Source organism: Bradyrhizobium sp. LeoB3, assembly GCF_055456055.1.
The window spans coordinates 1-13860 of sequence record NZ_JBVBEF010000032.1; the positions used below are offsets into that span (position 1 = coordinate 1).

Annotated in this window: 13 protein-coding genes; 8 read left to right on the top strand and 5 right to left on the bottom strand. The window is 63.8% G+C overall.

Annotated features, from left to right (window positions below; translation table 11 throughout):
• The coding region (locus ACZXDY_RS21035) for a Zn-ribbon domain-containing OB-fold protein (RefSeq protein WP_464346797.1) at window positions 1-250 on the bottom strand (250 nt) is incomplete at its 3' end.
• A gap of 218 nt (window positions 251-468) precedes the next feature.
• On the opposite strand from ACZXDY_RS21035, the gene ACZXDY_RS21040 reads away from it, so the two are divergent.
• From ACZXDY_RS21040 to alkB, 3 genes are all read left to right on the top strand, one after another.
• Complete coding sequence (locus ACZXDY_RS21040; RefSeq protein ID WP_464346798.1) at window positions 469-1818, top strand: amidase; 1350 nt, start codon at window positions 469-471, stop codon at window positions 1816-1818.
• Window positions 1811-2497, top strand: a complete 687-nt coding sequence (locus ACZXDY_RS21045; protein ID WP_464346799.1) for a DUF2848 domain-containing protein — start codon at window positions 1811-1813, stop codon at window positions 2495-2497. The genes ACZXDY_RS21040 and ACZXDY_RS21045 overlap by 8 nt, the downstream gene beginning before the upstream one ends.
• A gap of 259 nt (window positions 2498-2756) precedes the next feature.
• Window positions 2757-3407, top strand: coding sequence for a DNA oxidative demethylase AlkB (gene alkB, locus ACZXDY_RS21050; RefSeq protein ID WP_464346800.1), 651 nt, complete (start codon window positions 2757-2759; stop codon window positions 3405-3407).
• 117 nt (window positions 3408-3524) lie between these two features.
• On the opposite strand, the gene ACZXDY_RS21055 is transcribed toward alkB, so the two are convergent.
• The 4 genes from ACZXDY_RS21055 to ACZXDY_RS21070 all read right to left on the bottom strand — a co-directional run bounded on the left by ACZXDY_RS21055 (window position 3525) and on the right by ACZXDY_RS21070 (window position 8334).
• Complete coding sequence (locus ACZXDY_RS21055) at window positions 3525-5153, bottom strand: thiamine pyrophosphate-dependent enzyme (RefSeq protein WP_464346801.1); 1629 nt, start codon at window positions 5151-5153, stop codon at window positions 3525-3527.
• Window positions 5154-5229: 76 nt separating this feature from the next.
• Window positions 5230-6213 carry a 3,4-dihydroxyphenylacetate 2,3-dioxygenase gene (gene hpaD, locus ACZXDY_RS21060; protein WP_464346802.1) on the bottom strand — a complete coding sequence of 328 codons (984 nt, stop codon included), beginning with the start codon at window positions 6211-6213 and terminating at the stop codon, window positions 5230-5232.
• Between the two features lie 188 nt (window positions 6214-6401).
• A complete protein-coding gene (gene hpaE / locus ACZXDY_RS21065; RefSeq protein ID WP_464346803.1) occupies window positions 6402-7943 on the bottom strand; it encodes a 5-carboxymethyl-2-hydroxymuconate semialdehyde dehydrogenase in 1542 nt (513 codons plus the stop codon).
• Entirely contained in the window at window positions 7936-8334 is a 399-nt protein-coding gene (locus ACZXDY_RS21070) for a 5-carboxymethyl-2-hydroxymuconate isomerase (protein ID WP_464346844.1), read from the bottom strand. The genes hpaE and ACZXDY_RS21070 overlap by 8 nt, the downstream gene beginning before the upstream one ends.
• A 164-nt stretch (window positions 8335-8498) precedes the next feature.
• Between ACZXDY_RS21070 and hpaR the strand changes: the two genes are divergently transcribed.
• The 5 genes from hpaR (at window position 8499) to ACZXDY_RS21095 (ending at window position 13859) form a co-directional block, all read left to right on the top strand.
• Entirely contained in the window at window positions 8499-8963 is a 465-nt protein-coding gene (gene hpaR, locus ACZXDY_RS21075; RefSeq protein ID WP_051397253.1) for a homoprotocatechuate degradation operon regulator HpaR, read from the top strand.
• A 286-nt stretch (window positions 8964-9249) separates the two neighbouring features.
• Window positions 9250-10395: an ABC transporter substrate-binding protein gene (locus ACZXDY_RS21080; protein ID WP_464346804.1), complete on the top strand. Its 1146-nt coding sequence runs from the start codon at window positions 9250-9252 to the stop codon at window positions 10393-10395.
• Window positions 10396-10480: 85 nt separating this feature from the next.
• Window positions 10481-11356, top strand: a complete 876-nt coding sequence (locus ACZXDY_RS21085) for a branched-chain amino acid ABC transporter permease (RefSeq protein ID WP_028168644.1) — start codon at window positions 10481-10483, stop codon at window positions 11354-11356.
• Complete coding sequence (locus ACZXDY_RS21090) at window positions 11353-13131, top strand: branched-chain amino acid ABC transporter ATP-binding protein/permease (RefSeq protein WP_464346805.1); 1779 nt, start codon at window positions 11353-11355, stop codon at window positions 13129-13131. The genes ACZXDY_RS21085 and ACZXDY_RS21090 overlap by 4 nt, the downstream gene beginning before the upstream one ends.
• A complete protein-coding gene (locus ACZXDY_RS21095) occupies window positions 13131-13859 on the top strand; it encodes an ABC transporter ATP-binding protein (RefSeq protein ID WP_464346806.1) in 729 nt (242 codons plus the stop codon). Before ACZXDY_RS21090 ends, ACZXDY_RS21095 begins: the two co-directional genes overlap by 1 nt.
• Window position 13860 lies beyond the last annotated feature (1 nt).

A 13860-nucleotide genomic window follows, 5' to 3' on the forward strand; every position in this document is an offset into this window, starting at 1 on the left:
CGTAAGGCGGCGTGAAGCCGGGCGCAGCGGGACGGTGATTGATGACGTAGCTGTAGAGTGTGCCCTTGCCGCTCGCCTTGAACACGCTGACCTTGCGCGAGGCGCAGGACGGGCAGAACGGGCGCGGCGGGAAATAGACATGCGAGCAGGCGTCGCAGCGCTGCAGGCGCAATTCGCCGACCTGCGTGCCATCCCAGAAATGCTGGGTTTCCGGCGTCGGTTTCGGTTTTGCGCGTGCAGCTTCGGCCATTCGGCATCCTCCCTGGATCCAGGCCGTCAGGCCTCGTTCAAAAACGTGATGCGACAATTGACTATCCGTCGTCAACGGTCCAGCGTTCCCAATCGCATGGCGGTATTCCGAAGACGACAGCGCGCTTGTATGCCAGCCTGTCTCGGGCAATAGTCCGCCACGCGGCAAATCTGCCGCGCCTCAAACAACGCGCCTGAAGAGACCTGAAATCGAAAGCCATGCCTGACAATCCGACCCTTGCCTCACTCGCCGCAGACCTCGACAGCGGCCGCACCAGTGCCCGCCAACTGGTCGAGCAGTGCCTCGCCAAGATCGCCGATCCCGCGGGCGAGGGGCAACGCGTGTTCATTCACGTCGACAAGGAAGCTGCGCTCGATGCTGCCGATGCGATGGACCGCCTGCGCAAGGCGCACGCGGCGCCGTCACCGTTTGCCGGCATTCCCGTTTCGATCAAGGACCTGTTCGACATCAAGGGGCAGGTGACCCGCGCCGGCTCCCGCGCATTGGAGGATTCCGCGCCGGCGGAAGCTGACGCACCCGTGGTGGCGCGGCTGCGCGCGGCGGGCTTCGTCGTGATCGGCCGTACCAACATGACCGAGTTCGCCTATTCCGGCATCGGCATCAATCCGCATTACGGCACACCGAAGAGCGCCTACAACCGCAGCGTCGGTCATGTGCCCGGCGGCTCGTCGTCCGGTGCGGCGGTATCGATCGCGGACGGCATGGCCTTTGGCGCGCTCGGCACCGACACCGGCGGTTCCTGCCGGATCCCGGCGGCCTTCAACAGCATCGTCGGCTACAAGCCGACGCAGCGGCGCATCCCGCTTGATGGCGGTGTGCCGCTGTCGTTCTCGCTCGACAGCTACGGTCCGCTCGCCAATTCGGTCGCGTGCTGTGCGACGCTCGATGCCGTGCTCGCGGGCGAGCCGGTGACGCCGCTGCAGCCGCGGCCGGTGAAGGGCCTGCGGTTCGCGGTACCGACCACGGTTGCGCTCGATGATCTCGATGATGCCGTGGCAAAGACGTTCGACCATGCGCTCGCGGCGCTCTCGAAGGCGGGTGCGCTGATCGAGAAGATCGAGGTGCCGGAGTTCCTCGATGTCGGCATCATGAACGGCAAGGGCGGGTTTGCGGCGTCCGAAAGCTATGCCTGGCACCGCTATCTGCTTGCCAGCAAGGGTGACATCTACGATCCCCGCGTCGCCACGCGCATCGCGCGCGGCGAGGGATATCTGGCCGCCGACTACATCGATCTCCTCAACGCGCGAAAGTCCTTCATCGCGCGCACCGAGAAGCGCATCGCGCCCTATGACGCGCTGCTGCTGCCGACCACGGCCAACACGCCGCCGAAGATCGCCGATCTTGAAGACGACAAGGCGTTCACCGCGGAAAATCTGCGCGCGCTGCGCAACTGCACGCTGATCAACGTGCTCGACGGCTGCGCCATCTCGCTGCCGGCCCATCGTGAAGATGATGTGCCGGTCGGCCTGATGGTCGCGGCGGCAGGCGGATCGGATCGCCGCATCTTCGAGATCGCGGCCGCAATGGAGACCATCATCTGTGTATGACCTCACTTTCACCATCGACGACAAGGGCGTGGCGACGCCGCTGACGCTCGCCATCGACCAAGCCGTGATCGCCGGCTGGACCGGCCGTGATCCGGTGGCGCGCGACAAGCATATCGCCGAGCTCGAGGCGCTCGGCATCGCGCGCCCCGCTACGACGCCGATCTATTATCGCTGCTCGGCGCGGCGGCTGACCACAGAGGACTCGATCGAAGTCTGCGGCGAGGAGTCCAGCGGCGAGGTCGAGTTCGTATTGATCGGCTGGCAGGGCCGCATCTTCGTCGGCTGCGGCTCCGATCACACCGACCGCAAGGTCGAGAGCTACAGCGTCACGGTGTCGAAGCAGATGTGCGACAAGCCGATCGCCTCCGAGCTCTGGGAGCTCGAAGACGTCATCGACCACTGGGACCAGATGATCCTGCGCTCCCACGCCTGGATCGATGGCAACCGCGTGCTGTACCAGGAAGGCACGCTCGACGGCATGCTGCCGGTGAAGGACCTGATCGCACGCGGCTTCGACGGCAAGGGCCTGCCCGACGGCTGCGCCATGTTCGGCGGCACATTTGCCGCCAAAGGCGGCATCCGCCCGGCGAGCCGGTTCGAGTTCGAGCTGGAAGATCCGGTGCTGAAGCGAACGATCCGCCATGCCTATGACGTGGTGACGCTACCGGTGCGGGGATAGCCGGTCCGCACATTCGCCGTCATCCCCGCCGAGGGCGCAATTGCGCCCGGGAGCGGGGACCCATAACCACAGGAAGTTATGGCGGGGTGTGCAAGCAGTTGCAGCGGAGCACACAATGAAGGCCTGTGGTTATGGGTCCCGGGTCAAGCCCGGGACGACACCGTAGGTGGGGCTCACGCTTTGCGGAAATCGGGTGGCGGTAACGGATTGGTTTGGCCAGCGTGTGGGTGATGAGCGACACCGAAGCGAGTATTGTGGTTTGACCGTTGACTTATTCGATAACCTAGCCGACCTCCCCGCCCGCGAGGTGATCGCGGAAGGCGCGGTGATCCTGCGCGGATTTGCGCGCAAAGTGGATGCTGAACTGATCCCGGCGTTGCGTGAGATCGTCACTCAGGCGCCGTTCCGGCGCATGTTCACGCCCGGCGGCTATCAGATGTCGGTGGCGATGACCAATTGCGGCGCGGTCGGCTGGGTCACCGATCGCAGCGGCTATCGCTACGACGGCATCGATCCCGAATCCGGAAAGCCGTGGCCGGCAATGCCGCCCGTGCTCGTGCGCCTGGCGTGCGAGGCAGCGGCGGAGGGCGGCTTTGACGGCTTTGCGCCGGATGCCTGCCTGGTCAATCGTTACGAACCGGGCGCAAGACTGTCGCTGCACCAGGACAAGGACGAGACGGATTTTGCCGCGCCGATCGTCTCGGTGTCGCTCGGCCTGCCCGCGATCTTCCTGTTTGGGGGGCCAAAGCGCAACGACAAAACGGCTCGGTACCGGCTGACGCATGGCGATGTCGTGGTGTGGGGCGGACCGTCGCGATTGTTCTTCCACGGCGTCGCGCCGCTCGCCGATGGGGAGCACCCGGTGCTTGGGCGACAGCGGATCAATCTGACCTTTAGAAAGACGCGGTAGCTCTCCTCCGTCATTCCGGGGCGCGCGCAGCGCGAACCCGGAATCCATTTCACCCCGTGACCCGGCGGCGCCATGGATTCCGGGCCTGCGCCTTCGGCGCATCCCGGAATGATAGCCTCAAGGTTTCGGCGGATGAATGAACGCCCACGGGCTCACTTCTGAATCCGTCGGCACCTCGATCGCGATCACGTATGGCCCGCCATCGGCTAGCGCCTTTTCCAGCGCAGGACGGAAATGATCCGGCGAGGTGACGCGCGCGGCACCGGCGCCGAAGGATTCCGCGAGCTTGACGAAATCCGGATTGACGAGGTCCGACGCCACGACGCGGCCATCGAAGCGTTCGCGCTGGTCTCGCCGCACATTGCCGTAAGAGTTGTTGTTGAACACGAGCGTCACCACGCCGATGCTATGTTGCACGGCGGTGGAAAGCTCCTGCACGCCGAACATGAAGCCACCGTCGCCGGTGATGGCCACGACCGGCTTGTCGGGGTGGGCGACCTTGGCGCCAAGCGCGGTCGGAAAGCCGGAGCCGAGCGTGCCCTGGTAGCCCGAGGTGATGAAGGTGCGCGGCTCGTACACCGGAAAGCCGTACCAGGAGGCGAAGCCGACCTGCGAGAGCTCATCGGTGACGATGGCATTCGAAGGCAGCACCTCGCGGAGAATCTTCAGGTAAGCCATCTGCGGCTGGATGCGCTGGATTTCGCGCGCAGCCGCCGCGGTCGCTTCGCGGATCGCCGCTCGCCGGCCGCCGCTCTTGGTAGAACCAGTCTTGCGCACGGCCGCGAGCAACTCGGCGGTGCCGGCTTTGGCATCGCTCACGATGGCAGCATCAGGCGTCAGCCGGCGCATCTCGACCGGATCGATGTCGATGCGGATCGATTTGATGCCGCCGGGTTGGTACGGCCAGCGGAAACCCGAGGCCGGCAATTCCATGCGGGTGCCGATCCCGATCATCAGGTCGGTCGTCGGCCACAATTTGTAAGCGGCCGCCATGGTCAGCCCGAGCTCGTGCGCATTGGAGACGATGCCGCGGCCGCTGCGGAAGGCGACGACGGGCGCGTCGATCATTTCGGCAAGCTCAAGAATTTCTTCGCCCGCATCGATCGCGCCACTGCCGACAAAGATCATCGGCGTCTTGCTCGCCGCGATCAGCGTGGCCGCCGCCTTGATCCTGTCAGGGTCGGGCAGTGGCGCCGGAAATGGCTCGAACGGCTTTGATGGCGCGACCGCCGCACGCTGGGTGAAGACGTCCCAGGGCATCTCGAGCGATGTCGGTCCGCGCCGGCCTGATAGCATCTCCTGGAATGCGCGCGAGACCATCGCCGGCGCCGCATCAGGATATTCGATGCGGTCAGCCCATTTCACGAAAGTGCGCAGCGTCGCGAGTTGATCCGGCATCTCATGCAGATGGCCGCGGCCTCTGCCGAGGAATGCAGTCGGCACCTGCCCGGTGAGGCAGAGCACCGGTTCGTTGCAACCGAAAGCGGTGAGCAGCGCCGCGCTGGCGTTGAGCACGCCGGGGCCGGGTACCACGCTGAACACGCCAGGACGGCCGCTCGCGCGCGCATAGCCGAAAGCCATGTAGCCGCAGGCCTGCTCGTGCCGTGCACCGATCACCTTGAGCTGCGCCTGATGGAAAGCGTCGAACAGGCCATAGATTTGCGCGCCGGGCAGGCCGAACACCGTGTCGACGCCGTGGGCGACGAGGCCGCCCACGATCGCTTCGCCGCCGCTGGTTGAGCTCATCCTGTTATCCATCCGCTTCTCAGACTTCGTCGACCACGCCGTTGCGCAACACACCGACGCCTTCGGGCCCGATCGCTCAATCCGCAATCGTGACGTCGGCAACGAACAGCGGCTCCCGCACCGCTTGTCCGGTGAATGGCGAGCCCTGTTCGAACCAGGAGGGCGGCGCGGGCGCGCCCCACAAGGTCTGGCGCCGCGGGTCCTTCAGCGACCAGCGCAGGGGCTCATGGTCGTGATCTCCCGTGAAATAGTCGCTGGTGTAGAGTTCGAGCCGGTGGCCGTCGGGATCCCTGACATAGAGGAAGAACGCGTTCGAGATGCCGTGGCGGCCGGGGCCGCGCTCCATGTTCTTCAGGAAGCCGCTTGACGCCATCACGTCGCAGAGATGCAGCACATTCATTGCCGTCGGCACCCAATAGGCGAAATGGTGCAGGCGAGGGCCCTTGCCATTGGTGAAGGCGAGGTCGTGCACATTGCCCTTGCGATGCATCCATGCCGCGGCGATCCGTCCGTTCGGGCCATCTTCTTCGCCATATTCGGTGAGACGAAAGCCAAGCCGCGCGTAGAAATCGATGGTGTCCTGCAGTTCCGCGGCGAAGACGTTGAAATGATCAAGCCGCTGCGGATGGCAGCCCTTATAGAGGTCGTAGCGGCGGAGCAGGTGCGGGCGCTTCTCCATCGTCGCGTAGAGCTCGAGCTGGAAGCCGAACGGATCGGAGAACTGCAAGGTGCGGCCCTGGAACGGCTGATCGACGAAGCGATAGTCGATGCCGTGTTCGGAGAAGAACGCCGCCGCCTTGTCGAGGTCGCCATCATTGCCGACCTTGAAGCCCAGCCGGCTGCAGGCTGCGACTTGCGCCTTGCGCAGCACCAGCGAGTGATGCTGGTGCTCCTCGGAGCCGCGCAGATACACTGCCTTGTCGTCCGCGTCCTCGACATGCAGCCCGACCGTGGTCTCGTAGAACGAGCGGCTGGCGGCGAGGTCGGTCACGTCGAGCACGACGTGGCTGCAGCGGATGATGTTGAACGGCGGATCGAAGACGTGCTGCGGAACGGGCATCGATGTTTTGCTCCTAGCTCAAGGCAGTCTCGTCTTCACCTCTCCCATAGGGAGAGGTCGCGCCGTAGGCGCGGGTGAGGGGCTCAGGTCCCTCGACAGAGCGCAACCCCTCACTCGAATTGCTGCGCAATTCGACCTCTCCCTATGGGAGAGGTGGGGCACCGTCTTTGTCGATGCAGTGGCGCCCATCACACTCCCAGTCTCTGTATCTTATGCGTCCCGCGCGCCAGCGAGACGTGCTTGGTTTCCATGTAGAAGTCGAACGAATAATCGCCGCCGTCGCGGCCGATGCCTGACGATTTCATGCCGCCGAACGGCGTCGGCAGGTGGCGGACGTTTTCCGAGTTGAGCCAGATCATGCCCGCTTCGAGCGTATCAGCCACGCGCAGCGCGCGGCCCATGTCGCCGGTCCAGACATAGCCGGTGAGGCCATATTGCACGCCGTTGGCGATCTCGACCGCATCAAGCTCATCGCGGAACGGGATGACGGTGAGGAACGGTCCGAACACCTCTTCCTGCGCCACCCGCATCTTGGAATGCGCGGCCGTGACGAGCGTCGGCTGCACATAATGTCCGCCGCCGGGACCGTCATGCGGCTTGCCGCCGACTGCGATCGTCGCGCCTTCCTGCCGCGCCACGTCGAAATAGGCGCAGACTTTTGCCAGGTGCCGCTCATGGATCAGCGGCCCGATTTCGGTTGCGGGGTCGAGGGGGTGGCCAACCTTCAGCGCCTTCACCCGCGCCGTGAGCTTTTCGACGAACCGTTCCGCAATGCTCTCTTGCACCAGGAGCCGGCTCGAGGAGGTGCAGCGCTCGCCGTTCAGCGAGTAGATCATGAACACGACGGCATCGAGCGCGCGCTCGAGATCGGCATCCTCGAACACGATCACGGGGTTCTTGCCGCCGAGTTCGAAATGCACACGCTTCAGGGTCGGCGCGCCCTGCGCCATGATCGCAGACCCGGTCGCGCTCTCGCCCACAAAGCCGATCGCCTTGATCGCGGGGTGTTCGGTCAGCGCCTTGCCGGCCTCCTCGCCGAAACCATGCACGGTGTTGAGCACGCCGTCGGGGACATCAGCTTCCTTCACCAGCTTTGCCAATAGATCAGCCGTCACCGGCGACCATTCGGCGGGCTTATGCACCACCGTGCAGCCGGCGGCGAGCGCGGGCGCGATCTTCCAGGTCGAGAGCATGAACGGTGTGTTCCACGGCGTGATCACGCCGACCGGTCCGATCGGCACGCGCGTAGAGATGTTCCAGTGCTCGTCGCTCGGCATGTTGAGGCCGTCGCGCGCCTCGGCGCATTTGTCGGCGAAGAAACGGAAATTTTCGGCCGCGCGGATTGCGGCTTTCGCCATGAAGCGATGCGCCTGGCCGGTGTCGATGCATTCCAGCACCGCGATATCGTCGGCACGATCCTCGATCGCGTCGGCCACGCGATTGAGCAGCTTGCGCCGCACCGAGGCCGACATATCACGCCAGGATTTGAAGGCGAGCGCGGCCGCGGTCGCGGCGCGATCGATGTCCTCATTATTGCCGCGCGCGACACTTGCCAGCACGGCGCCGTCGATCGGCGACTTCGTCTCAAATGTCTGCCCGGAGATCGATGGCACGACCTTGCCGTTGATCATGTGGCCAATTCCCTCCGCCTTCAGCTTTGCCAGCAATGGCGCAGCGCGGTCGCGGTTGGCCTGGAATAGTTCGGCCGATTTCGGCTTCGCTTTATCCATGGACAGTCTCCACCTTCAGCGCATCGTGGATGTTGTTGCGCTTCCAGCTCGTCTCCTTGTCGTTGATCTGCATGTCGAACGACAGCGCGAATTTGCCGCTCGCGAATACCGGGGCGAGATAGGTCGACAGCGTCCTGAAGATATGGTCTCCCGCCTTCTTGCGGGTTGCGAGATCGCGCCCCTCTCCGAGCCGCAGCACCATGTCGAGGAAGGCGTAGTCGTTTCGGCCGTCGGCGATCGCGTAGTGCTCGCATCTGACGGCGCGAACACGGATGCCGCCGAGCGGGAAGATGCCGGTCTCGATTGCCGCCTTGCGCACGAGTTCGACCACTTCGCCCATGTCGAGACAGGAATCCAGGTTGGCCGAATATTCGATGGTGAAATGCGGCAAGGTGGATCGCTCCTGATGCGCCGGAATGATTAACATGTTAAATGTATCGGCGTAAATTGATTTGCGCTTTGTTGCGCCGCAAAAGATTGACGATGCCAGGTAAGAAATCATCCTTGAACGGTTCGCGGCCGCGCGCGACGCCAGAGACAAAGCGGCACGGGCCGATGCGCGACTTCTCGCGCTCGCTGCCGATGTCGCTCTTGCGCGCGCGCGAGGCCGTGATGCGGCAGTTCCGTCCCTCTCTGCGTCATCATGCGCTGACCGAGCAGCAATGGCGCATCCTGCGCGCGCTCACATCGGTGGAGTCGATCGAGGTCACTGACCTCGCGCGGCTCGCTTTCCTGCTGGGGCCGAGCCTGTCGCGCATCCTGCGCGACCTCGAAGCGCGCGGCCTGATCGAGCGCCGTGCGGCGGAGGCGGACCTGCGTCGCGCCGTGGTGTCGATCTCGCCGAGGGGATTGAAGCTGATCGAAGCGGTCGCGCCGACATCGGAAGCGATCTACGCCGCCATTACAAAACGTTACGGCGCGCGCAAGCTTGCTGAGCTGCAGGCCATGCTGGGCGCGCTCGAGGAAAGTCTTGCGAGCTTGTCAGGCGCGGAAGAGGGCAGGGGCGAGGCGGACGAATAAATGCAAAATTTGCATGATGATGTGTGCTCGGACGCATAGCTCGCCTTTCCTGCACATCGTTTGAGCACAAAGGAATTGGCAGGCGCGCGGAATCTGCCGGAATAGTCATGATCTCGTCGGCATTCATCTTTCCTGTGCGATGCATCTCCATCGTTAGTCGAAAACACCGCAATATCAATTTACTCCGAGACGGAGAGTCCGTAAGTACGCATGCGGTTCGCGCCCCGCCCGGGATCGCCAACAGCAAGAAGGGCCGACGAAGAAGCCCGGCCTCAGGGAGAAACCAATGAAACTGACGAGACGCGATTTCGCGGCTGGTGTCGTCGCCGGCCTTGCCGCCCCCCACATCATCACGAGCGCAAGAGCGCAAGGCGCCACGATCAAGATCGGCATGTGCGCGCCGGTCACCGGTCCCGCTGCCGAATCCGGCCGCTACGCCATCCAGGGCGCGAAGCTCGCACTCGAGGCTGTCAACAAGGCCGGCGGCATCCTGGGCAAGCAGGCCGAACTGATCATCGAAGACGATCAGACCACCAATCCCGGTATCGTGCTGGCCTTCTCCAAGCTTGCTGCGCAGTCCGACATTGTCGGCTTCCTTGGTTCGATCAGGTCGACCCAGGTGCACGCCATGGCGCCCGACGTGCTCAAGCTTGGCAAGCCCGTGATGATCGGGGGAACCGATCCGAACCTCACGCACATGGGCAATCAGTGGCTGTTCCGTTTCCGTCCGAATGACAGCTATTCCGGGCGCGTCATCGCCGAGTATGGCGTCAACACGCTCGGCAAGAAGAAATGGGCCGTGCTGCATTCCACCGACGCTTTTGGCACTGCAGGTGGCAAGGCTCTGACCGCTGCGTTGGAAAAGCTCGGAGCCCCGCCCGTGCTCGACCAGGGCTATGCCAACCAGAGCCAGGACTTCACTCCGGTCGTGCTCGCGATCAAGCAGTCCGGCGCCGATATCCTCGGATCCTACTTCACCTTCGAAAACGACCTCGGCATCTTTGCCCGGCAGTTGCGCCAGCTCGGCGTCAACATTCCCTGGGTTGGCTCGCCCTCGATCGTCAATATCACCGCGCTGAAACTCGCCGGGCCTGCGCTGTACAACACCTATGGTGTCGCGGACTACGCGGAAGATTCCAGCGAAGCTTCTAAGGCGTTCGGCAAGCTCTATCGTGATGCGGTCAAGGTCGCACCGGATAACCAGAGCTCCTGGCCCTATGACGCGGTCACCGTGCTGGCGGCGGCGATCAACAAGGCCGGCTCGACCGAGCCTGCAAAAATCCGCGAGGCGATCCTGTCGATCAAGAAATTCCCCGGCGCCGAAGGCGAGTATAATTTCGACCAGAACGGCGACGGTTTGCACGGCTACAACATCGTGAAAAACGACAAGGGCAATATCGTTTTCGACAAGCACATTGAATTCAACGATTGACCACGTTTTCGGCCTCTTCGTTCTCCACGGAGAGGCCGAAAACCTTTCGGCGAATTCTTTGGGTTCCTCCTAACCGAAGCTTGTCATGGATCTCGTCCTTCAACTGCTGTTTACCGGCATCGGCATCGGGGCCGTTTACGCGCTGGTCGCGCTCGGTTTCGTGCTGATCTTCCGCGCCACCAATGTGGTGAATTTCGCCCAAGGCGAATTCTCCATGGTTGCCGCCTATCTGATGGTGGTGTTCGCTGTCGATCTCGGCTGGCCCTACTGGCTGTCATTCCTGATCGCGCTCGGCGGGATGGCGCTGCTCGGCGTGATCTTCAATCTCGGCGTTTATTATCCGCTGCGCCACCGCACGTTCCTGCCTGTCATCATCGCCACGATCGGCGCCTCGATCCTGCTGTCGAATTCGGTGCTGGCGATCTACGGCCCGCAGCCGCAGGTGCTGCAGGGCTGGTTCGATACGCCCGGCATCCAGCTTGGTCCTGTTTATCTCGATAGCCAGTATCTGTTGATCATCGCGGTGACGATCGCGCTCGTGTTCTTCAATTACTGGTTCTTCGAGAAGACGCTGCTCGGCAAGAAGCTGCAGGCGACCTCGCAGGACAAGGAAATGGCCTCGCTGCTCGGCATTTCCGTCTCCACCATGATCATGATCACCTTCATCTATTCCGCCGTGCTCGGCGGTCTGGCCGGCATTCTCGTTGCGCCGGTGCTGTTCGTCTCGATCCAGATGGGCTCGACGATCGCGCTGAAGGCGTTTGCGGCCACCATTATCGGCGGCTTCGGCGATGTCGCCGGCGCCATTATCGGCGGGCTCGCGCTCGGCGTCATCGAGACCTTTGGCGCGGCGTACATCTCGGTTCCCTACAAGGATGGTTTTGCCTTCCTGGTCCTGGTCGCCTTCCTGATCTTCCGGCCGCAGGGCATCTTCGGCGAACGCGTGGCGGAGAAAGCATGAGCGCCCCCAGCGACAACGTGCCGATCCCGGCACCCGCCGTCCGCTCCAAACCGCTTGTGATCCGCCATTTGCCGTATTTCATCGGTGCGGCGATCCTGGTGGCGCTTGCCGCAGGCTTGCGGTTCGACGGCTACATCCTCAACATCCTGCTGCAGGCGACGACGTTCTCAATCGCGGTGTTCGGCCTGTCGGTCGTGCTCGGGCTGTGCGGCCAGATCAATCTGGCGCAGGCGGCGTTCTTCGGGCTCGGCGCCTATGCGGTCGGCATTGGAACGACCGACCTGCATCTCAGCTTCTGGCTCTGCCTCGTCGGCGGCTGCGCCATCGCGCTGCTTGCCGGCGCGTTCCTGGGCATGTCGACCTTGCGGCTCGGCGGGCATTACCTCGCGATGGTGACGATCTCGTTCCAGCAGATCGTCACGCTTGTGATGATCAACGCGATCTGGCTGACGCGCGGGCCTGACGGCGTCCCCAATATCCGCCGTCCCGAGCTGTTCCAGACGTCGCAGAGCTATCTCGCTTTCTGCGTCGCCATGCTCGCGATCGTCGGCTATCTGGTCTGGCATCTCTCCGATACCAAGCTCGGCCGCGCGATGCGGGCGGTGCGCGACAACGAACTCGCGGCCGGCGTCAACGGCATCGATGTGTTCCGCACCAAGATCTACGCCTTCGCGCTCTGTGCGCTGCTCGGCGGCCTGGCAGGCGGGCTGTTTGCCGGCGGCTTCGCCTATGTCAGCCCCGATCAATTCTCGTTCGCGGAATCGATCGTGTTCCTGACGATGTCGCTGCTTGGCGGCGTCGCTTCGCCGATCGGCTCGGCGATCGGCACCGGCCTGCTGATCTTGATCCCGGAATGGCTGCGCTTCCTCAAGAGCGTACCCGGGCTGTACCTGGCTATTTACGGCCTGTTCGTGATCCTGATCATCCGCTTCATGCCTGACGGCATCTGGGGCTTCGTCGCCGATGCCTTCAACCGCTGGCGCGCGCACACCAAGGCGCCGCCTGTGGCGGCCGCGCTGCAGTTGAAGCCCGCGACCGTCGGCGGCGACTACGTGCTGGAGGTCACCGGACTGTCGAAACATTTCGGCGGCCTGAAAGCGGTCGACGGCGTCGACATCGCGGTGAGGCGCGGCGGGGTCCACGCGTTGATCGGGCCGAACGGTTCCGGCAAGACCACGACGCTCAACGTGCTATCCGGCCTCTACGAGGCGACCTCGGGCAAGATCGTGCTCGACGGCACCGACATCACCCACATGCCGCCGCACCAGCGCACGGCTGCGGGCCTCGGGCGCACGTTCCAGAACATCCGCCTGTTCCGTTCGATGACGGCGCTCGAGAATGTCGAGATCGGCGCCGAGCGGCCCGGCAACACCATGATCGGGAAGGGCGAGGACGCACTGACCGAACGCGCGATGGAGGCACTGAATTTCGTCGGCCTCGGTAACCGCGCCAATGAGCTGATCTCGAGCTTCTCCTACGGCCACCAGCGCCTGATCGAGATTGCGCGCGCGCTCGCCGCCAATCCGACGCTGCTGCTGCTAGACGAGCCGGCCGCAGGGCTGAACTCGACCGAGAAGCTCGAATTGCATGAACTGCTCAAGCGCATCGCAGCGCAAGGCCTGACCATCCTGATCATCGATCATGACATGACGCTCGTCTCTGAAGCTGCCCAGCACATCACCGTGCTCAATTTCGGTCGCCGCATCGCGGACGGCGAATCCATGGCCGTGCTGCGCCATCCTGATGTCGTCTCCGCCTATCTCGGGAGCGAATGATGCCGCTGCTCGAAATCCGCAATCTCGTGGTCCGCTACGGCGAGATCGAAGCGCTGCGCGGCGTCACCATCGCCGTCGAGGCAGGGCAGGTGGTGACCTTGCTCGGCGCCAACGGCGCCGGCAAGTCCACCACGCTTCGCGCGATCTCGGGGCTCGCCAAGCCCACGTCCGGCGAAATCCTGTTCGATGGACAATCGATCGCCGGCCTTGGGCCGGAAGCGATTGTCCGGCTCGGCATCTCGCATGTGCCGGAGGGCAGGCGGGTGTTCCCGGGCCTCACGGTCAAGGAAAACATCATGCTCGGCGCGTCGAACCGAAAGGCTTCGTCGGCGCAGATCTCGCGCGAGGCGGATGCGATGTTTGACCTGTTCCCGGATATCCGCGCCTTCGCCGACGCGCTGGGCTGGACGCTGTCCGGCGGTCAATTGCAGATGGTTGCCGTCGCCCGCGGGTTGATGGCGAAGCCGCGGCTGCTGTTGCTGGACGAGCCATCGCTGGGACTCGCGCCCGTCATCGTGCAGGCGGTGTTCCGCATCATTTCGCAGATCAGGAAAGACACCACGGTCTTGCTTGTTGAGCAAAATGCGCGCATGGGACTTTCGGTCGCCGATCACGGCTTCGTCCTGGAAACGGGGCGAATTGTGCTTGGCGGCAAGCCCGACGAATTGTGGGGCAACGAGGCCATCGCCGCGGCCTATCTCGGCGGTCACGCCAAGGCCAGCGCATAAG